Below are 20,064 nucleotides of genomic sequence, written 5' to 3' on the forward strand. Positions count from 1 at the left end.
AAAGGACGCTTATATCTGCCCTTCAAGCCCTAAGAAAGCACCACAGAATCTGCGACACTACGTCCGTTAAACTCCGGTTAAATTGTTTCCAGATCATATTCGTTGGTGCCGAGTCCGATTTTGACTGCGTGCTCAATACAACTCTTCCACTCGGTATCCGGATGTGTCATATGGAAGTGATCATGATCACATTCCTCATGATGCTCATGTGCATGCGCAATATTCTTTCCAAGAACACTGCTCTCTACCGGTGTTGCCTGATTGCAGAGATCCGCACATGCCTGATCCAAAGCTACCGGATCAAAAGAAGCTAACATCCCAATGTTCGGAAGAATCGGAATATCATTCTCTGGATGACAGTCACAGTTTGGTGATACGTCACAGATCAGCGAAACATGGAAACATGGTCTGTTCTGACAGACTGCGAGACTGTACTCTGCCATTTTGTAATTCAGCATTGCAACAGAGTCCGCATAATCTGCTGAAATTGCATCCTTTGGACAGACTGCAAGACATCTTCCGCAGCCAACACATTTATCATGATCAATTTTTGCTTTGTGATCTGTGATGACCGGCGCTCCGTGTGCACAGATTCTGCCGCAGGCTCCACAACCTATACATGCTTCGGTTGCGACACTTGGTTTTCCTTCGCAATGCTGCTCCATTTTTCCTGCTCTCGAGCCACATCCCATACCGATATTTTTAATTGTTCCGCCAAAACCTGCCGTCTCATGTCCCTTGAAATGTGTCAGGGAAATAAATACATCTGCATCCATGATCGCAGAACCGATCTTTGCCTCTTTCACATACTCACCGTTGACTGGCACAAGTGTTTCATCTGTTCCCTTTAAACCATCTGCGATCAGCACATGACATCCGGTCTGATATGGGGAAAACCCATTCACATAAGCGGTTTCCAGATGATCCAATGCATTCTTTCTGCTTCCAACATAAAGTGTATTACAATCTGTTAAAAATGGTTTTCCACCAAGTTCCTTTACATAGTCTGCTACCACTCTTGCATAGTTCGGACGTAAGAACGCAAGATTTCCATATTCTCCAAAATGAATTTTAACCGCTGCATACTTATCCTTAAAATCAATGTTTTCAAATCCGGCAGTTTTCATAAGACGATGAAGTTTCTGAAGCAGATTTTCATTGCCTGTTGCCTTAAAAGATGTAAAATATACTTTCGATTTCTCCATAATTCCTCCTTGGTTTTGCTTTTACTGCTTTTCTATATGATAACCCCTGACCCCCTGTTAAAGTCAAGATTTTTCTCAAGTTATCGCGGCAGTCGCCAAAATCTCATGCAAGCAAAGACTTTGGCTCGTTGCCCGCATAAACACAGACTCCCGGTGTGGATTCCTGCTAAAAACCCACACCGGGAGTCTGTATTTATCGCCCTGATTGCTGTATTTCCGAAATATTGCTCTCTTCTAAAAATCATCTGTCATCTTAGTCCAGCAGATTCTGCATACTCTCAAGACCGATCAGCAGCGTAGAACTGTTATGTAACAGTGCCGATGTGGTCGGCTGGATCACCCCTGTCACACCAAGTACAATGAGCAGGGAGTTAAATCCTACGATTCTGCGGTAATTCTTTTTGATTCGCTCCATCAGACTGTCACTCAATAATTTTAAGGTGACGATCTGGTACAGATCATCTGAGCTTACCGTGATATCTGCGATCTCTCTTGCAATCTCAGCTCCGTCGCTGATGGCAATTCCGACATTGGCTGCAGACAATGCAGGGGAATCGTTGATACCGTCACCGATCATGATGACTTTTCTTCCGGCTGCCTTTTCTCTCTCCACAAAGCTTGCCTTATCTTCCGGCAGTACTTCCGAATAATATTCATCCACGCCGACACGCTTTGCGATCGCCGCTGCAGTACGCTCACTGTCTCCTGTCATCATGACAACCTTGGACAAACCAGCCCGTTTTAAGGACTGGACAACTGCAGAGGCTTCCTCACGCAGAGGATCTTCGATACAGATGACTGCTGCAAGTTTTCCTTCAATTGCAAGATACAGATGAGAGTATTCCTTCGGCAGTGCGTCAAATTTTGCCTGTTCTCCTTCCGGAATCACACAATTTTCATCTTCAAATACAAAATGTGCACTTCCGATCACGGCACGTTTCTCATTGATCGTCGAAGCGATTCCGTGTGCAACAATGTACCCGACTTTGCTGTGCATCTCGTCATGTTCAAGATTTTTCTGTGTTGCTGCATCCACAACAGCTTTTGCCATGGAATGAGGAAAATGCTCCTCTAAGCATGCTGCAATACGGAGCAGTTCGTCCGTGCTTTCTCCGTTAAATGATACGACATCTACAACCGTTGGTTTTGCCTTGGTGAGCGTTCCCGTCTTATCGAATACAATGGTATCTGCCTCCGCAACCGCCTCTAAATATTTACCACCTTTTACTGTGACATTGTAAAGACTTGCCTCACGGATCGCAGATAAAACAGAGATCGGCATTGCAAGTTTTAAGGCACAGCTGTAATCCACCATAAGAATGGACAGTGCCTTTGTCACATTTCTTGTGAGCAGATAAGTTAAAATCGTACCGCCAAGACTGTAAGGCACCAGTTTATCTGCCAGATGCTCTGCTTTGCTCTCTGCACCGGATTTTAACTTTTCAGAATCCTCGATCATTTTTACGATCTTTTCAAAACGGCTGGAACCTCCAACCTCTTTTACAAGAATGGTAAGTTCGCCCTCTTCCACAACGGTTCCTGCGTAAGCCGTGCTCTCTACGGTCTTTCTCACCGGGACTGACTCGCCTGTTAAGGAAGCCTGATTTACCATCGCCTCTCCCTCAGCAACAACACCGTCAAATGGAATGATATTTCCCATATGAACAACCACTTTGTCTCCGGCTTTGATCTGGGAAGTCGAAACTAACACTTCCTGTCCACCGCTTACTAACCATACTTTTCCCACATTTAAGGACATGGTTCTCGCCAGATCATCCACAGATTTTTTATGTGTCCACTCTTCCAATAATTCACCAATTCCAAGCATAAACATAATGGAACCTGCGGTATTAAAATCACCTCTAAGAACTGAAACACCGATGGCAGTTGCATCTAAAACCGGAACTTCGATCTTTCCTGCTGCAAGTGTTGTTAGTCCTTTCCAGATATATTTTACGGAGCGGAGTGAAGTGAGACAGATACGGATCGGATAAGGAAGGATCCAGCGTCTTGCGTAATGGAACACAATCTTACCAATTAATTTTTCCTGGTAGGTATTGTTTAACTCCCTTCCCGAATTCTCGATCAGACCTTCCGGTACTTCCACATCCTCGTAGTGGAAACCACGGAGTAATTCGATGATCGTCTGTCTGTCACCTACATAAGAGATCACTGCGTCGCAGGTTCTGTCGTAAACTTTTGCAAATGTTACTTCTTTCTGGCTGTGTAAAAAATAAAGAAGTGTATCTGCCTGTGCATAACTCATGCGGTTCTGTACTGCGTGGATACGCATTCTTCCTTTTGCCTCGTGCTTTATCATAAATTTCATTATTCTTACATCCTTCCAGTTATGCGGTCTGTACTTACCAGACCACATATGTCAATCTGTTTCCTCTTACTTAAGGAAGAGGCTGCCACACGTTTCCTGTGCGACAGCCTCTTTACGAATCCACCTCTTATGCTTCTGCTGGCTCGGAAGCTTCTTCTACAACTTCCTCTGCTTTCTCTGCGTCCTCAACAACTGCTGCCTCTTTTGCTGCTGCACGTTCTTCATTGATCGTCTTTGCATCTTCATAGATGTCACCAGCATTCTCCTGAACAGTTGTCACTGTTTTCATTACACAGTCCTTAGCTCTTAAAACCGCTGCTGTACACTGTGTATATACTTTCTTCGCATCATCACTGGCTAAAATCTTAACACCAGCTGTTCCAAATAATGTACCTCCTGCAAATAATGCAATTTTCTTCCAATCTACCATGATAAAATCCTCCTTTTTGTATTTCATGAAAGCAGTTTTCTTCTTCCGCTGTCTTCATTTTTATTATGATTTTTTCATAAAACACAATGTTTTCCTGTGTTTCGTACCGATTATAATTCGCTTTATATCAGTTACACAAGCCTAACGTATTTTATTGATAAATTTTATCATGTTCTGTTTTTATCTGTTGATGATCACACGGTCTCTGCCTCTCTCCTTTGCGAGATAAAGTTTTTCATCCGCCTGCCGGTAAACGTCCGAAACATCCATACCGTCTGCAAACTGTTCCACACCACAGCTGAATGTAAATGCCCGGTTCTTTTTCTGTTTTCCAAACAGTCTGTAGTCTGCGCTCATTTTCGCCAGCATATGGCGAATCTCCTCCTCCGTCACATCCGGCAGGATCAGCATAAACTCTTCTCCACCAAATCTCACTGCGATTCCATCTGCTATCAGATTACGTTCCAGTATCCTCGCAAATTCAATGAGCACTTCATCTCCAAAAGCATGTCCGTATTCATCATTGACCTTCTTAAAAAATCCAGATCGATCAGTGCCGCATAAACGTCTTTCTTCCCTTTCTGTGCCAGCCGCTCAAGATAGCGGTTCAGATATCTCCGGTTATATAACCCGGTCAGCGCATCATGATCTGCCGCCTGTTCCAGCTGTCTGCTAAGACTTGTGAGTTCTTCCGCCTGCTTTTTCTGCTGCACATTTAAAATGATCGTGATCGTAAACACACTGAAAAGTACGATCATCAATGAACAGATCATAGAGTTTAACTCACTCTCAGCCGTTACCAATTCCACATCCACCGGATGATAATATGCAAGGATGACCGCTGACATATCCACCAGAAAAGCGAGACATCCGAAGATCACTGCCGCAGTCGTTGGAAGAAAGGTTGCAATTGCCACCATGGCGAGCACCATATACACGATTGTTCCCGTCTGGTAAATGTAATAAAGTATCGGAAACTCGAAAAAAGTGATCAGTGTAATGATGACATAGGCTGCACGCTTCACATGTCTTGACCGGATACCCCAAAATGTCATTCCAAATATGACCAATGTACACAGGGCACAAAAAATCGTCGGCGCACTGAGTCCATAAATATACACATTTCCAACAAATCCAAACAGATTTCCAATACTTCCTGCTGCTCCCAGCACATAAAACTGTCTCAGTCCAACATTGACAGATGTATCAAATAAGCGGTTCATAACCGTTCCTCTCTCACTTCCAGCCGGATTTTCGGATCAAAGCTGTTTTTCTTCATTTTACCATAATATTCTTAAAAAACAAGAAAAGTTGTTTTTCATGGAAAAATATATTTTCTATTGTCTGGCTCACCTTTTTGCGGTAAAATAGTCTCGGATTTTTCATATGGTAAAGTACAAACAGGAAAATCTCACAGGTACTTTCGTCAGAAGAAGGAAGGAGGAAAAAGATAGCATGCGGTCTGTCAGACAAAAATATATCAGTCTCATACTCATTCTCTCTATGTTTTTCCTCGGAATGTGCTGCGGCAGCACACAGGCAGATTCTTCTCTGATGTATGGAATTCTCCATCACACAGACAGTGTTTTCGTAAATTCCGGCGTTGATGATTTACCGGAGCAGCTTTCCACCGATACCACGGAGCGTATGATCTCAGCCAATGCATATCTCCGTCAGGAAGGCAGACGCATAAACACACGCACAAACCGTGCGGTCAACTGTCTGTTTCTGATTGTGGAACTTCTTTCACAATTGTTTCCCATCATTTTTGCATGCAGCGTTTTAAGTCAGACTTATCGCGCACCGGGCAATCATGTCATCGTTCGTTATATCCACAAGAAGGATGGCAAGAAAAATAATGAAACCATATAATTCCTACTGATTTACCGCACATTTTATCCGCGGTCTTATTTTGGTACGCAAAAATCCCATTTACAGGATATCTGCGCCCAAATGCGCAGGTATCAGAAAGGTATGGTTCTTATGGTTGAACATATTTTATTTGCAGTTTTAACGGCTGCTGTCATCGGTGCTGCTATTTTTATGTGGTGGTTTGAAAATCACGATGAAAAAACAGATTCTGGAAATGAAAAAGAAGGGAACTAAGTTATTATGAATATCGGATTAATTATTTTTGCAATTATTGGATCAATTATTGGTCTTGCCTCTACATTTTACATTGTGATCTCCATGTTTTGGATTCTTGGTGTTAAGATTGTGCGCAGGATCAAACATGGCACTCCACTGTATGATTAATATCATATAAAAACGCTCCGCAGGCTGCTGTACTCCTGCGGAGCGTTTTATTCTTCGTCATTCATGCGGCAAACGGCATCCGGTCCAGCGATCATTTTTTCCCTGAAAGGACCGGAATACGCTTCTTACCAGAATATCCAGTAAATCAGCCCCAGTACCCAGCTTGAAACTATCCCATATAAGATCACAGGACCGGCGATCGTAAAAATCTTACATCCGATTCCAAAAACCTGCCCTTCTTTCTGAAACTCGATCGCCGGGGCAGCCACACCGTTGGCAAAACCTGTGATCGGCACAAGCGCCCCCGCGCCTCCCCAGTTTGCGATCGACGGATAAATGTTAAATCCCGTCAGGATCACGCTGAGCAGGATCAGAAGCATGCTGCACCAGCCGCCGGAGGTGTCTTTGTCCAGTCCATAATTTTCGCACGTATTTAAAATGAACTGCCCAATACAGCAGATGATCCCACCGGTAAAAAATGCCTTTACCATGTGAAAGATCAGATTGTGTGTCGGTGTCACCTGCTTCACATACTCGTTATATGCCTGATCGCGCTCCCTCGTATCCTTGCTGTGCACGGTCTGATTCAGTTTCTTTATCTGCTCTGTCTCTTTGTCTGCCATTTTCTGTGCCTCCTGTATCCACATATTTTATGTTCCTGTTTTTTGTCCGGCATAAATCCTCTCTCTCTTATCTTGCCTTTTTTACTGTAAAATATGCATAACACAGGTTCTGTAATTTCATGAACCGGACAATATTTTTTCTTACTATCAAAGAATAAGTATCTCTTATTTTTTCTTTATTTTATATAAGTAATCCTAATGGAATTAGATTACATTATGCATTGAATCACTTACTATTTGTAGTATAATGTTGATAGAATCTGTCGGCATACACTGTTCCAGGAAAACGCTGCGGATCGATCACGAATGAAGTAAATGGAGTATGCCATGAAAAAATATATTTGTCTCTTTCTTTCAACCTTGATGTTTCTTACTGTTTTTTCCCCTGTCAACTGCTATGCCCGCGATGGAAAAAAAGTCATCCGGGTAGGTTTTTACACAATGGATAATTATCAGGAGTGTGATGAGAACGGAAACTACAGCGGTTATTTTGTGGACTATCTCCGGGAGATCAGCCAGTATACCGGATGGGAATATGAATTTATCCAGATGAATTATTCGGCATGCCTGAAATCCTTAAATGACAGGAATATCGACCTTGTCTGCGGTGTGGACTATTCTTCCTTCCGTACAAGCACTCTTGACTTTTCTGCACAGCCGGCGGTCACAACCCATTACGAATTGTATGCGCTGAAGGATAACGATACCTATTACTATAACGACTATGCGGATTTCGATGGAATGAGCATTGGCGTTCTTGCAAGCTGTAAACAATTAGATGCTCTGGATGACTATGCGGATGCACACCATTTTTCCTTTGAGAAACAATACTTCGAAAACACAGCACAGCTGGAAAAAGCGCTTGAAGACAACACTGTGGATGCCATTTATGCTACAAGTGTTTCCCACCCTTCTGAAAAAAAGATCCTTGCAAGCCTTCCTTCTTTCCCACTTTATTTTGTGACTTTTAAGGGAAATCCGATCATGGAATACTTAAACTATGCCCAGGCTGTGATCTTAGACGTCAATCCCAACTTTGATCACGACCTCTACACCACTTACCAGCAGGATATCCGGAATTACCGCTGCGAATTTACCCGGGATGAGTTAGACTATCTTGCCACAGCGCCGGAGATCACTGTGACCTGTGACCCCTCCAAAGCACCGATTGAATTTTACAATGAGAATACACAAACCGTTTCCGGCATCGCTGCGGATGTTCTCGATCTTTTCAGCCAGTATACCGGTCTGCAATTCCGGTATATAAAGTCTGACAGTTTCTCCGATGCACTGTCGAAGCTGCAGTCTCATGAGATCGATATCCTTACGGCACTGGCACACGATTATGCATGGTCTGAGCAGAATCAAGCGTTCCTGTCAACCCCTTATCTGAACTCGTCCATTGTGGTTGTACGGAATAACAAAACCAAGAGCCATGAACGGGATATCGTTGCACTGCCGAACAGCTTCAATCTCACAAATTCCATTCTGGACAATCCGGAATATGATACCGAGGATGTGGTTTACTATGATACAATTGAGGAATGTTTTCAGGCTGTGCTGTCCGGCAGTGCAGACTGTACTTATGCCAACAGCTATAATTCCAGCTATCTGCTCTCGCAGGTAAAATACCGTAATTTGTCCTCCACAACGCTCACTGCCATGACAGAGGATGTTTCCTTTGGTCTGTCTGACCAGTGCGATCCAAGACTGCTCAGCATTATCAATAAGGGACTGGCGTGTATTTCCTCTGAACAGCTGGATTCCATTATCCTTCAGAACTGCAGTTATAAGGAGGATCCATCCCTTTTAACACTTGTTTATGCTTATCCGCGCATTTCCATTGCAATCATTCTGGCAGTCAGTATGACCCTGCTCTCACTGCTGCTTGGTATTCTGCTGATCCATAGCCGGAAAACAAAAGAGATCCGGATCATGTCGGAGACAGATGCTCTCACCGGTCTTTATAACCGGAGGGCTGCCGAAGATCATATTACAAGACAGATGCAGGAAGATGGCAGAAATCCTGGCTGTGTACGTCCACTGATCAGTATCGATCTGGACAAATTCAAACAGGTGAATGATACTTATGGACATTTAGAAGGGGATGCTCTCTTAATTGCGGTTGCAGACACGCTCCGCACATCTGTCCGCAGTTCTGATATTGTAGGACGCATCGGTGGCGATGAATTTGTTGTGTACCTCTCAAATGTCACAGACAGACAAAATGCCATGGCCGTTGCAGAAAAACTGTGTCAGGTCATCCGCGAACTCTCCACCATGAAAAAAGAATGGAGCAATATTTCTGCGAGCATTGGAATCTCGTTTGCCGATCATCCAAATATTAAGATGGAAGAACTCTATATTTCGGCTGATAAAGCTATGTACTCCGCCAAAGAAAACGGAAGAAACCAGTATCAGACCCTCTGATGTCCCAGCAGGATGTCACTGTGGAATATTGACACTCCACAGATACTGCTCTCCCTTCCCCCACAAAAGCAGTTCCTTCATCTGCCCATCATATAATTCATCCGGACGGAATTCTTTTAAAATATGAATCAGATAAGTCTCTTTTTCATCTCTGGGACTGATCTGGTCTAAATTTTTTTCTAAAAGTTCCCGGAGTTCCAGCGGTTTTATATCATCGGGGATCTCAAATCCCCCGATTTTTCCGGCAACCCCTGCTCCATAATAAAATTCATAATTTCCAAGCATCACTGCTTTCTGCATATTACATTTTAAAATCACGCTCTGGCGTGCGATGGATGTGACCATATCCGTTATTCTCTCTTTCGTCTTGTACAGACATACCCGACTGCTTTGGGCTGTGTCTGACTGTTCTTATTTTTTATCTTATGCCATAATCACGTTTTCGTCAAATACCATGCTGACCATATAACAATGTCTCTGTGCTGTCCTTCTGACAAATGCCTGTGAAAATGTTTTCTCCAGACTGTCCTTTCTGCATCAGGGCGGTGTCATGTGATGACCAAAATACCAGAAAGCCCCTGCACATTTCCCCAGTGCCATAAACAGCATGATCCAGGATAGCCCCTCTTTCACCTGAAATCTGCGGAAAATAATCGGGAATGTATTTAAGATTTCCGCCAGTGCCACTGCAATACATCCCACAAAAATACCTGCACAGAAACCATATACATACAAGAGCCAGTGCCCGACCGGAAGGCTGATATCTGTAAATACCGACATAATTGTGCCAAAAATCCCACCAAGCACGATCATATTTTCAAAAAGAATGGTACTTTCCGCCCGGTTGCATTTTGCAATCATTCTTGGCACGACACCGATGACTATGATAAATGCAAAGGTTCCCGCTGCCACTCCGACACCGGAGGCAAGTCCGATAAATCCGAGAAATAAATGTTTAATCCACATCAACACTGTGTCCTCTTCTCTCTGCGTTATTGATGAAAGCGGTATCCAGATCTGTCTCATATTTCCGCATCTCGATCTGGATCGGTGTTGGATCATGCGTGATTTTCTTGTGTCCTACATGGTTGAAAAACACAATAATCCCAACGGCTAGTCCAATACTGTAGCAGATTTCCAGTTCTGTGATGCCATTTGATTCCGTTCCCGTGATCTGCTGATAAAACTTTGCAAAAACATCTGTCACACCTACGTCATTGTTAAAAGCCATGATCGTAAAAGCCGCTCCAAAGAAAATCAGGATACACAAAATCACTGTCTTCAGACAATTCATCCACACCGGTTTTTCCGGGGACTTCACATACTCTACGATAAAGTCTGATTCTCCCTCATTGCTGATGTCCAGATTCGGGTAGTCCTCATGGATCAATTCGATCACTTTTAATACGGAAAACACGACAAGCGTATTCTTTTTCTTCTGCTCATCCTCCGCCCGGAAGGAATATAACTTCTTCTGCCTGATCTGACGCAGCGCCGCCTGATCCGTGCACTCCATCTTTGCCACATCACCGAGTGTCACACGGCGGTCTGTCACGACAATATTCTTTCCAATCTTTAAATAAAGCGTATCGCCTGCACTCATGCGTAGTTCCTGCTTTCCTCTGAAATAACTTCCTGTACGAGCATCCCATCCTTTGGCTCTCCTGCCTCTTTCTCGTTTGTCATATAATAAAACGCTGTTCCTGCCAGCAGTGCAAGCACAAGAAGCATAAGACAGATCCGATACTTTTTACAATTCATAATAATTTCGTCCTTTCTGTTTGATAAATGCGTCAGCTATTTTTTTTCAGTATGCACACCGATCATTCCTGCATACTATATTGCATTACTATGCTTCTTATTATGTATGTGATTGCTTTAAAATATACATACTATCTTTGATTTATTTCATTGCATTTTCCCCTAAAACATGATACCTTTTCATAGGACTACAACGTTTATTCAGGATAATTGCAAAACTCTTAGATAACGTAAATTAGAATGTGAAAATTTTGTCAAATTTCCACATTCCTCATAACATTAACAGGGAGTTTTGCAATTATCTGATACACTGATAAAAGAGGATAATTATGGCAGTAACGAAAGAAATTCTGACTCTGGCTGTCGAAACCGGAGATGCATTGCTCCGCAATGGTGCGGAAGTTTACCGCGTGGAAGATACGGTGCTTCATATTTTAAAAGCATATGAGATTACAGACTGTGATGTCTATGTACTTTCCAATGGAATTTTTGCAAGTGCAAATGAAAATAAAGAAGATGCCTGCAGCATGATCCGTCATGTACCGCTCGGCTCTACCCATCTCGGAAGGATTGCTGCGTTAAATCAGCTTTCCAGAGAGATCTGTTCCCATGAATGTTCCCTGCGGGATGCCTGGGTTCGTTTAGAAGAATGTAAATCCATTCCAAAAAATAAAAACTGGGTGGAGATATTTTTCTGTGGAGTTGGCAGTGCCGGTTTCTGCTATCTGTTCGGAGGAACTGCCTTAGATTCTTTTGTTGCATTTTTTATCGGACTCGTGTTACAGATTTTCCTGATCGCTTCCGACAGGCATCTGGAATCCAAATTTATCACTAATATTTTAGGAAGCGGCATTGTCACTTTTTTAAGCCTGATCGTGCTCTCCGCAGGGATACCGATCCTGCAGGATAAGGTTGTCATTGGAGATATTATGCCGCTCGTACCGGGAATCGCACTGACAACGTCCATCCGCGACTTTTTCAACGGAGACTATTTATCCGGTGCGATCCATATGATCGATGCGATCTTAACTGCTTTTAGTATTGCCGTTGGCGTGGGCGCTGTTATCACGCTTTACCAGCTTGTCACAGGAGGTGCATTACTTCGATGATCATTCAGTTTCTTGTCAGCTTAGCTGCGACACTCTCTTTTGCTGTATTATTTTCTGCTGAAAAAAAACAGTTGTTTTTCTGCGGTCTGACAGGTGCCCTCGGCTGGATTGTCTACCTGATCTGCTTACAGTATCACACAGACAATGCCATCGCAAACCTGATCGCCACCTTTGCACTGACACTGGTTGCACGGATTCTTTCGGCAGTGCGCCGAACTCCGGTCACGGTGTTCCTGCTCACCGGGATCTTCCCACTTGTTCCGGGTGCCGGAATCTACTATACCTCCTATTACTTTATCATGGGAGATATGAGCCGGTTCTCACAGTACGGAATCAGTACTGTGAAAGTTGCCGGTTCGATCGTGCTTGGCATTATCTTTGGTTTTGCGCTTCCACAGAGCCTCTTTAACGGGCTTTCAAAGCTTGTGCATAAAGATTAACGTTTTGTATTTTTTATTGCTGTCCGGCGATCTTTGCCGCCAGATCCTCCAGATATTCCCAGCGCTCCATTTTCTCTTCGAGCAGTTGTTCTGTCTGTTCTTTTTCTTTTGTGATCTCATTCAATTTCACAAAATCACTGCTGAATTTTAAAGTCTGCGCATCCAGCTCTTCTATTTTCTGTTCCAGTGCAGCGATATCATCTTCGATCGTCTCATATTCTTTCTGTTCTTTATAACTGAATTTCAGTTTACGCTCCCTCTTCCAGGTATCCATGGAAGAAGTCTGGTTTTCTTTCTCCACAGAATCCACAGAAGTTGTCGTATCGTTTTTCGCATCCAGAATATGTCCCGCAGGCACTTTTCCTTCCTCTGCCAATCGGTTTACATAATCTGTGTACCCACCTTCATACTGACAGATCTTTCCATCTTCCTCGAAGGCAAAAATACGGTTTACGACACGGTCTAAAAAGTAGCGGTCATGGGAGACGGTGATCACGATTCCATCATAATTGTCAAGGTAATCTTCCAGTATCGTGAGTGTCCGGATATCGAGATCGTTTGTCGGCTCATCTAAAATCAGGACATTCGGTGCCTCCATAAGCACGCGCAACAGGTTCAATCTGCGCTTCTCTCCACCGGAAAGTTTTCCGATTGGACTGTACTGTTGCGAGGATGGGAATAAAAAGCGCTCTAACATATTGGACGCTGACACCAGACCATCTTTCGTCCTGACAAACTCCGCTGTATTTTTAATATAATCGATCACTTTCTCATCCGGATCCATATAGGCGATCCCGGCGTCTTTTGTATTCTCGATCTCCTGCGTATAATATCCGATTTTGATTGTCTGCCCGATGGTTACAGTTCCTTCATCCGGCTGGATTCTCTGATCAATGATCTTCATTAGGGTTGTCTTACCGCTTCCATTTGCCCCGACAAACCCGATCCGGTCATTTTTCAGAAAAATATAAGTAAAATCACGGATCAGTACTCTCGAATCATAGCTTTTGGAAATATGCGAAAGTTCTACCGTTGTCTTTCCCATGCGGGAACTGATCGAGCTGATCTCCACACTTCCATCTGTCTGCGGTGCATCCTGATCCTTAAGTTTCTCATAGCGCTGGATTCTGCCCTTTTGCTTGGTAGTACGTGCCTTTGCGCCGCGGCGGATCCACTCTAATTCTTTCCGCAGGATATTCTGGCGTTTCCGCTCACTCGCCTGCTGCATCTCCTCGCGCTCTGCCTTAAGTTCCAGATACCCGGAGTAATTCGCATCATAGCTGTAGATGGAACCTTTATCCACCTCCACGATCCGGTTGCAGACACTGTCTAAAAAGTAGCGGTCATGGGTTACCATAATAAGTGCCCCGCGCCACTTTTTCAGGAAATCTTCCAGCCAGTCTGCCATAGCGGAATCCAGATGGTTGGTCGGCTCATCTAAGATCAGCACATCGCACGGCACTAAAAGTGCTGCCACAAGCGCAAGACGTTTGCGCTGTCCCCCAGAGAGTTCCCCTGCCTTCTGTTCAAAATTCGTAATGCCAAGCTTTGTCATCATTGCCTTTGCATCACTCTCTAAATTCCAATGTTCCACATGTTCTGCATGATTTCCTGCATTTTGATTTTGCTCTGATGTTCCTCCGACAAAATTCTGACTACTTTGCGCCAACACCGTATCAATCACTGACAATTCCGGATCAAATACCGGATTTTGCGGCAGATAACGCACCACGATATGGTTTGCACGGATCACCTGTCCTTCATCCGGTTCTTCAATGCCCGCTGCAATTTTTAACAGAGTTGATTTTCCGGTTCCGTTGATACCGATCACACCCACTTTTTCTCTTTCCTGCAAATAGAAAGACGCTTTCTCAAAAAGCTTCCTCTCTGTATATGTCTTCGTGATATCTGTTACACTGATAATATTCATAAAACTTATCTTTTACCTTCCATAATCTTCCGGCGCCGAATTGAAGTTGCGGATATACCGCAGACATTCCATTTCCGGCAATGGTTTTCCATAATAATACCCCTGGATATATTCCACGCCAAGGCGCTCCATCTCCTCACTCTGCTCTAACTTTTCCACTCCCTCGACAACCATTGGGATGCCAAGCTTCTGCATCGTCCTGATCTCATTTTCAATGACAATTCTGGCTGTCTCATTATTAAAATATGCCAATGTCATGTCTCTGTCCATCTTCACTTCCTGGAACGGAAACCGCATAAGATAAGAGCAGTTTGCATTTCCGGTTCCATAATCATCCATCGCAAAAGAGATCCCCGCATCTCCCAATTCTTTCATATGATGTTCCATAAGCGCCGGTGCATTGATTGCAGTGCTCTCCGTCAGTTCCAGCACGATCATGGAGGTTGGGATATGGTACTTCTGCAGGATCGGCAGAATTGCCTCTTTCAGATTCTGCTGCATACACTGCGCCACCGAAATATTGATCTGGATCGAGCGGATTCCAAGAGACATATTCGATAATACATGTTTGGATAAAAACTTACAGCACTCTTCTAACACGATCTCGCCGATACGTATGATGTCACCGTTTTTTTCTGCGATCGGGATAAATTCAGCCGGTGGAATATATCCAAGTTCCCCGTCAAACAGACGTGCCAATGCTTCGAGGGAAACAATTCTTTTTCCTTAAGCGAATAGATCGGCTGGTAGTACACCTGAATCGAACGCTCACGGAGTGCGCACTCTAAGATCATTTCAATCTGATTCTGTCTGTAATATCCCTCGATCATCTGCTCGTCCGTCTCGATCACAGGCTCTTTCCCCACATTGCCGGAAGCAACGGACAACAGGTAACTTTTGATTCCGAAAAATTCCGGGATTGTCGTAAAGTCCTTCGGATAATGCATGATCATAACGGTGTGATCCAGCAGAATATGGTTTTCTTCTATCTTCCATTCCTCAGAAAAACGCCCCTCAACAGACTTTACCATCTCCTGATACCGGTCTTTGTCTGTCATGACCACAAAGGTATCCGCATCACTGCGGAATACGTGAAACTTACCACCCAGATGGAAAAAATACTGTCCCAGCTCCGCCATGAGCATATTGCAGTTTTCTGCCCCAAACAGCATTCCCATCTGCTGATACTGGCGGATTCTGATAATAATGATCGTTCCTTCCTGATCCCGCATCAGTTCGTCCTTCAGCTGCAGCTCCAATGCCGCCTCATTTCCGATTCCTGTCACGGTATCTAAATAATCGTTTGGATTCTGCATCGACAGATAGATCATTATGACGATCACCGAATTTCCAAGGCTGGTCAGCAGGATCTCCCGGTGGTAATACTGCACCCAAATTGCAATCAATGCCGCTGCGGTATAAAAATAGATGATGTATTTCTCCCGCACATTAATGATCTTCCGCCTTGCGATCGACATAACAAGATTCAATGCAAAAAACAGCATGATATAAAAATATCCGAAATTTGCTCCTCTGCCCTGATGATACACTCCATCCTGAAAATAGTAGTAAAACCCGATGAACGGTGTTAAGAGCAGAAAAATAAAAAAGAATGCCGCAGGGATCATTGCAGCTGAAACTGCCCGCTTTTTCTGTCTCTGGTCCAGTTCACTGATCACGACCATATACTTATAGATCATCAAAGAGCTTAAGCCTTCAAACGAAAAAAAGACAAACGCAAGTATCTCGTTCACGATCTGCGGAACGACTCCAGCGTTTGCCAGTCCTATCGATGATAAAATATTAAACGCACTCTCTCCGATACATACGATCAAAAGTGCACGGAATACCCTTGTCTTTTCAGTCGGAAACTGCCACACTACCATAAAATGTACGAATATTAATAACATAAATAATAGTGAAGCCGCTTCAAAACTGTAATTATACTGCATCCGTATCTTCCTCCTGCGCTGCACGTGCCTCGATGATCGCCTCATTCAGCTGCAGCATCTTGGCATCCAGCATAGAGACGATCTCCGAACATTCCCTTAAGTCTCTGCTGATATATTGTGGTGCATTTCCCTCGAACTTATAATAAATCTTGTGTTCTAAACTTGCCCAGAAATCCATTGCCATCGTCCGTATCTGGATCTCAACCTTGGTATCAACCACCCGGTCAGACAAAAAAATCGGTACGGTCACTAACATATGATAGCTCTTATAACCGCTCTCCTTCGGATGCTTGATATAATCCTTCACGGATACCACCGTCAGATCATTCTGCTTACCGATCATCTCCGCAAGCTTGTAAATATCGGACGTAAACGAACAAACAATGCGGATTCCTGCGATATCGTTGATATAGTCCACCATATTGTCAATGGAACTCTCGTATCCATATCGTTTCAGCTTCTTGACAATACTCTCCGGTGATTTGATTCTGGACTTAATATATTCAATCGGGTTGTACTGGTGTACCTGCTGAAATTCATCATTTAAGATCTCAACTTTGGTACTGACCTCCTTCAACGCTGACCGGTATAAAAAAATAATTGTATTCCAACTATCTACCCCTTCACTTAAGGTAAATGGTCTATCCATAATATTCCTCCAACAATATATTCCCCGTGCATGAAAAAAACTTTTATCCATCAACACTCATGCTCCCTTAAGTATACCATACTTTTCTATGATATGGGGAGTTATTTCAAAACTTTACTGTTTTTTCTATTCCTTTTTCTATTCCTGAAGGTATCCTTTCTCACGCAGCTTCTCACCGATGACCTGCAGCATCGGTTCCGTGTCTGCCTCCACTGTGTGCCAGTGTTTTCCACCGGTCAGCACATTTAACGGCTGGCTTTTGCTCTTTCTGATGCGCTCCATGAATTCATCCACATCCATGCGGTTGCAGAGCATCAGATCCACCGTGATCTGACCATAGATGTCATGCTCCACCACAGCGTCTAACACCTTTCCGCCGTAATCTACGATCGTGTATAATTCATCCTGCATCTGCTCTGTCGTGTGCTGCACACAAAAGCTTCTCTTTGGCTTCTGCGGACCTTTTCCCGGATTGTAAAGGAAATAACCTTTGTTTGTGCTTAAAATATTCTTATTGGTAGCACGCAAAAGAGCAATATCCTGCACGATCACCTGACGGCTCACGCTGAATTTTTTTGCAAGGTCTGAACCACTGACCGGTTCTTTTTGGTTTGACATTATTTCAATGATTTTTTCCCGTCTGATATCCCCTTCTATCACGGCAACGCTCCTCCTACATCTCCTATACACATATCTATTCCGTTAATCTTCTTCGAATGCATGCATTTCTTCCATCCAGCTTCTTCCGTTAATCTTCCTCGATCACATGCATCTCCAGAAAATCAAAATCGATCGACTCAATGAAACTGTCCCGGGTAAATCTTGTCTTTGCATGGCGTTTGAATTCAGCAACATTGGCATCAAGCCAGATTGGTTTTCCAAGATCAAATGCATAGCACACTTCATCGATTGCCCTGAAAATTTTATGGGTACGTGTATCATCCGATTCGTCTGTGATGGTTGTATCCCGAAGCAGATGATTGTCTTTCATCATTTTAAACCAGATTCTCATTCTTCCACTTTCCTAATATTACTCATTCTATCCTGCGACATACTTCTTATCCGCCGCTGCCGGTTTGTCTCATACATCAAAAGCGATGCTGAAATGGCAGCATTTAAAGATTCCACCTGTCCACACATTGGAATTTTAATATAAGTATCCGCAAGATCAGCGGTTTCATCCGACAGACCGTTTCCCTCATTTCCGATCATAAAGGCAGTGGCTCCTGTATAGTCCGGCTCATCGTACTGCATCTTTCCTTTCAGATGGGCAGCATACGTTTTTACCCCTGCATTTTTCAGTTCACAGATGGTCTCTGCCAGATCTCTGGTCACAAAAAATGGCATGCGGTAAATACTTCCCATCGTTGAACGGATTGTTTTCGGATTGAAAAGATCGACGGTTGTATGATTCATGACCACACCGCTGATTCCTGCGCCCTCTCCGGTGCGCAGCATCGTCCCAAGATTTCCCGGGTCCTGGATGCTCTCTAAAATCAGAAGATGCGTGTCTGCCCCTTTTAACAGTTCTTCCAGACGATACTGTGGCTTTCTGACCAGACAGAGAATCCCCTGCGGTGTCTGCGTATCTGATACCGCTTTGAATACAGAATCTGATACGATCTCATAGGTATAGCCTGCAAGCATTTTATCATTCTCTGCAAAAAAACTCTCCGACACATACACCTGTTTTAACCACTCTTCCGGAACTTCCTGAAACATTTTCCGTCCCTCTACGACAAAGAGTTCCTGTTCGTTTCTCGCTTTTGCCTTTTTCATCAGAAGCATCAGATTCTTCATCTGCTGATTGCTTGTACTTGTGATCATACTTTTCTCCAAACAAATCTTTTTCTTATATGTCATAAAAACTCCACGAACCAAAATCCGTGGAGTTTTAAATTCTTTCCTGTATTTCGTAATGATTCCAAATTAGATGGATAAGTTCTTAGCGATCTGATATTCGTACTCTGGGATCTCTTTCTTCATTGCAAGAGCCTCATCAATATCAAAATCAACAAAAGCGCCATGACGATATCCAACGACACGGTTTGTCTTTCCCTCACACAGAAGGTCTACTGCAAGTGCTCCCATGGTTGAAGCATATACACGGTCTTTTGCTGTCGGAGAACCACCACGCTGCATATGTCCTAAGATGGTAGCACGTGTCTCAATACCGGTAGCTGCCTCAATACGTTTTGCCATGCTTGCAGAATGTCCGATACCCTCGGCATTTACGATGATATGATGTTTCTTGCCATGTTTACGTTTTTCGATGATGTTATTTACTAACTTCTGCTCGTCGTAATCATATTTTTCCGGTAACAGGATATCCTCTGCTCCGTTTGCGATACCACACCATAAAGCGATGTATCCGGCGCCACGTCCCATAACCTCGATGATAGAACATCTCTCATGGGAAGTAGAGGTATCACGTACTTTATCAATTGCCTCCATTGCTGTATTGACAGCGGTATCAAATCCGATGGTGTACTCAGTACATGCGATATCTAAGTCTATGGTTCCCGGAAGACCGATCGTATTGATTCCAAGTGCTGCCAACTTCTGGGCACCCTTGAAAGATCCGTCACCACCGATTACGATGATTCCATCGATACCATGTTTCTTACAGATCTCAGCACCTTTCTGCTGACCTTCCGGTGTTGTAAACTCCATACAGCGTGCTGTCTGTAAAATCGTACCACCACGCTCTATAATATCAGATACGTCCTTTGCTTCCATATCTACGATTTCTTCCTGAAGAAGTCCTGCGTATCCTCTCTTAATTCCTTTTACCTTTAATCCTTTTACAATTGCCTCTCTTACAACTGCACGAATTGCTGCGTTCATTCCAGGTGCATCTCCGCCACTGGTAAGTACACCGATTGTCTTGATCTCTTTTGCCATTTTATAAGTTCCCTCCTAAAAATAAATATACCCATTGAATATCTGT

General features: G+C 43.6%; 22 protein-coding genes and 1 pseudogene. 6 read left to right on the forward strand and 17 right to left on the reverse strand.

The window, feature by feature from the left end; all coding sequences use genetic code 11:
- Positions 1-77: 77 nt before the first annotated feature.
- The 4 genes and pseudogenes from ROSEINA2194_RS10690 to ROSEINA2194_RS10710 form a co-directional block, all read right to left on the reverse strand.
- Positions 78-1,205 (reverse strand): DUF362 domain-containing protein, encoded by a 1,128-nt coding sequence (locus tag ROSEINA2194_RS10690; protein WP_007886660.1) that lies wholly within the window; start codon positions 1,203-1,205, stop codon positions 78-80.
- A 253-nt stretch (positions 1,206-1,458) separates the two neighbouring features.
- Positions 1,459-3,534 (reverse strand): heavy metal translocating P-type ATPase, encoded by a 2,076-nt coding sequence (locus tag ROSEINA2194_RS10695; RefSeq protein ID WP_044927686.1) that lies wholly within the window; start codon positions 3,532-3,534, stop codon positions 1,459-1,461.
- Positions 3,535-3,661: 127 nt separating this feature from the next.
- On the reverse strand, positions 3,662-3,964 hold the full coding sequence (locus tag ROSEINA2194_RS10700) for a DUF6110 family protein (RefSeq protein WP_044927688.1): 303 nt from the start codon (positions 3,962-3,964) through the stop codon (positions 3,662-3,664).
- A gap of 180 nt (positions 3,965-4,144) precedes the next feature.
- Positions 4,145-5,187, reverse strand: a pseudogene (locus ROSEINA2194_RS10710) (GGDEF domain-containing protein).
- A 232-nt stretch (positions 5,188-5,419) separates the two neighbouring features.
- Here ROSEINA2194_RS10710 and ROSEINA2194_RS10715 point away from each other — a divergent pair.
- From ROSEINA2194_RS10715 to ROSEINA2194_RS21130, 3 genes are all read left to right on the forward strand, one after another.
- Positions 5,420-5,836: a hypothetical protein gene (locus tag ROSEINA2194_RS10715; RefSeq protein ID WP_044927677.1), complete on the forward strand. Its 417-nt coding sequence runs from the start codon at positions 5,420-5,422 to the stop codon at positions 5,834-5,836.
- 111 nt (positions 5,837-5,947) lie between these two features.
- Positions 5,948-6,070 (forward strand): hypothetical protein, encoded by a 123-nt coding sequence (locus ROSEINA2194_RS22515; RefSeq protein ID WP_261292263.1) that lies wholly within the window; start codon positions 5,948-5,950, stop codon positions 6,068-6,070.
- Positions 6,071-6,076: 6 nt separating this feature from the next.
- Positions 6,077-6,220 (forward strand): hypothetical protein, encoded by a 144-nt coding sequence (locus ROSEINA2194_RS21130; protein ID WP_007886672.1) that lies wholly within the window; start codon positions 6,077-6,079, stop codon positions 6,218-6,220.
- A 125-nt stretch (positions 6,221-6,345) separates the two neighbouring features.
- Here ROSEINA2194_RS21130 and ROSEINA2194_RS10720 read toward each other — a convergent pair whose 3' ends face one another.
- Positions 6,346-6,843 carry a SpoVA/SpoVAEb family sporulation membrane protein gene (locus ROSEINA2194_RS10720; RefSeq protein ID WP_044927679.1) on the reverse strand — a complete coding sequence of 166 codons (498 nt, stop codon included), beginning with the start codon at positions 6,841-6,843 and terminating at the stop codon, positions 6,346-6,348.
- 327 nt (positions 6,844-7,170) lie between these two features.
- On the opposite strand from ROSEINA2194_RS10720, the gene ROSEINA2194_RS10725 reads away from it, so the two are divergent.
- Entirely contained in the window at positions 7,171-9,273 is a 2,103-nt protein-coding gene (locus ROSEINA2194_RS10725) for a diguanylate cyclase domain-containing protein (protein ID WP_172727097.1), read from the forward strand.
- Between the two features lie 15 nt (positions 9,274-9,288).
- Here the strand turns inward: ROSEINA2194_RS10725 and ROSEINA2194_RS10730 are convergent, their stop codons facing one another.
- The 4 genes from ROSEINA2194_RS10730 to ROSEINA2194_RS21135 form a co-directional block, all read right to left on the reverse strand.
- Positions 9,289-9,618: a DUF3837 domain-containing protein gene (locus ROSEINA2194_RS10730; RefSeq protein ID WP_007886678.1), complete on the reverse strand. Its 330-nt coding sequence runs from the start codon at positions 9,616-9,618 to the stop codon at positions 9,289-9,291.
- A 192-nt stretch (positions 9,619-9,810) separates the two neighbouring features.
- Complete coding sequence (locus ROSEINA2194_RS10735; protein WP_007886680.1) at positions 9,811-10,239, reverse strand: stage V sporulation protein AB; 429 nt, start codon at positions 10,237-10,239, stop codon at positions 9,811-9,813.
- Positions 10,229-10,876 (reverse strand): stage V sporulation protein AA, encoded by a 648-nt coding sequence (locus ROSEINA2194_RS10740; protein ID WP_007886688.1) that lies wholly within the window; start codon positions 10,874-10,876, stop codon positions 10,229-10,231. Before ROSEINA2194_RS10740 ends, ROSEINA2194_RS10735 begins: the two co-directional genes overlap by 11 nt.
- The gene (locus tag ROSEINA2194_RS21135) at positions 10,873-11,034 is read right to left on the reverse strand and encodes a membrane-spanning protein (protein ID WP_118093337.1); all 162 of its coding nucleotides are present in this window, start codon (positions 11,032-11,034) and stop codon (positions 10,873-10,875) included. Before ROSEINA2194_RS21135 ends, ROSEINA2194_RS10740 begins: the two co-directional genes overlap by 4 nt.
- 329 nt (positions 11,035-11,363) lie before the next feature.
- On the opposite strand from ROSEINA2194_RS21135, the gene ROSEINA2194_RS10745 reads away from it, so the two are divergent.
- A complete protein-coding gene (locus ROSEINA2194_RS10745; RefSeq protein WP_007886702.1) occupies positions 11,364-12,143 on the forward strand; it encodes a threonine/serine exporter family protein in 780 nt (259 codons plus the stop codon).
- Positions 12,140-12,583: a threonine/serine exporter family protein gene (locus ROSEINA2194_RS10750; RefSeq protein WP_007886704.1), complete on the forward strand. Its 444-nt coding sequence runs from the start codon at positions 12,140-12,142 to the stop codon at positions 12,581-12,583. Before ROSEINA2194_RS10745 ends, ROSEINA2194_RS10750 begins: the two co-directional genes overlap by 4 nt.
- 13 nt (positions 12,584-12,596) lie before the next feature.
- Here the strand turns inward: ROSEINA2194_RS10750 and ROSEINA2194_RS10755 are convergent, their stop codons facing one another.
- The 8 genes from ROSEINA2194_RS10755 to pfkA all read right to left on the reverse strand — a co-directional run bounded on the left by ROSEINA2194_RS10755 (position 12,597) and on the right by pfkA (position 20,018).
- Positions 12,597-14,513, reverse strand: coding sequence for an ABC-F family ATP-binding cassette domain-containing protein (locus ROSEINA2194_RS10755; RefSeq protein WP_007886706.1), 1,917 nt, complete (start codon positions 14,511-14,513; stop codon positions 12,597-12,599).
- A gap of 12 nt (positions 14,514-14,525) precedes the next feature.
- The gene (locus tag ROSEINA2194_RS22045; RefSeq protein WP_252832596.1) at positions 14,526-15,212 is read right to left on the reverse strand and encodes an EAL domain-containing protein; all 687 of its coding nucleotides are present in this window, start codon (positions 15,210-15,212) and stop codon (positions 14,526-14,528) included.
- Positions 15,107-16,465: a diguanylate cyclase gene (locus tag ROSEINA2194_RS10760; protein WP_007886711.1), complete on the reverse strand. Its 1,359-nt coding sequence runs from the start codon at positions 16,463-16,465 to the stop codon at positions 15,107-15,109. The genes ROSEINA2194_RS22045 and ROSEINA2194_RS10760 overlap by 106 nt, the downstream gene beginning before the upstream one ends.
- Complete coding sequence (locus tag ROSEINA2194_RS10765; RefSeq protein WP_021924061.1) at positions 16,455-17,114, reverse strand: GTP pyrophosphokinase; 660 nt, start codon at positions 17,112-17,114, stop codon at positions 16,455-16,457. The genes ROSEINA2194_RS10760 and ROSEINA2194_RS10765 overlap by 11 nt, the downstream gene beginning before the upstream one ends.
- 138 nt (positions 17,115-17,252) lie before the next feature.
- Positions 17,253-17,774 (reverse strand): transcription repressor NadR, encoded by a 522-nt coding sequence (locus ROSEINA2194_RS10770; protein WP_007886715.1) that lies wholly within the window; start codon positions 17,772-17,774, stop codon positions 17,253-17,255.
- Between the two features lie 88 nt (positions 17,775-17,862).
- Complete coding sequence (locus ROSEINA2194_RS10775; RefSeq protein ID WP_007886717.1) at positions 17,863-18,126, reverse strand: hypothetical protein; 264 nt, start codon at positions 18,124-18,126, stop codon at positions 17,863-17,865.
- Complete coding sequence (locus tag ROSEINA2194_RS10780; RefSeq protein WP_044927692.1) at positions 18,123-18,941, reverse strand: TrmH family RNA methyltransferase; 819 nt, start codon at positions 18,939-18,941, stop codon at positions 18,123-18,125. Before ROSEINA2194_RS10780 ends, ROSEINA2194_RS10775 begins: the two co-directional genes overlap by 4 nt.
- 102 nt (positions 18,942-19,043) lie before the next feature.
- Entirely contained in the window at positions 19,044-20,018 is a 975-nt protein-coding gene (gene pfkA / locus ROSEINA2194_RS10785) for a 6-phosphofructokinase (protein ID WP_007886721.1), read from the reverse strand.
- Positions 20,019-20,064 lie beyond the last annotated feature (46 nt).

It is taken from the genome of Roseburia inulinivorans DSM 16841 (assembly GCF_000174195.1).
Lineage (GTDB): Bacteria > Bacillota > Clostridia > Lachnospirales > Lachnospiraceae > Roseburia > Roseburia inulinivorans.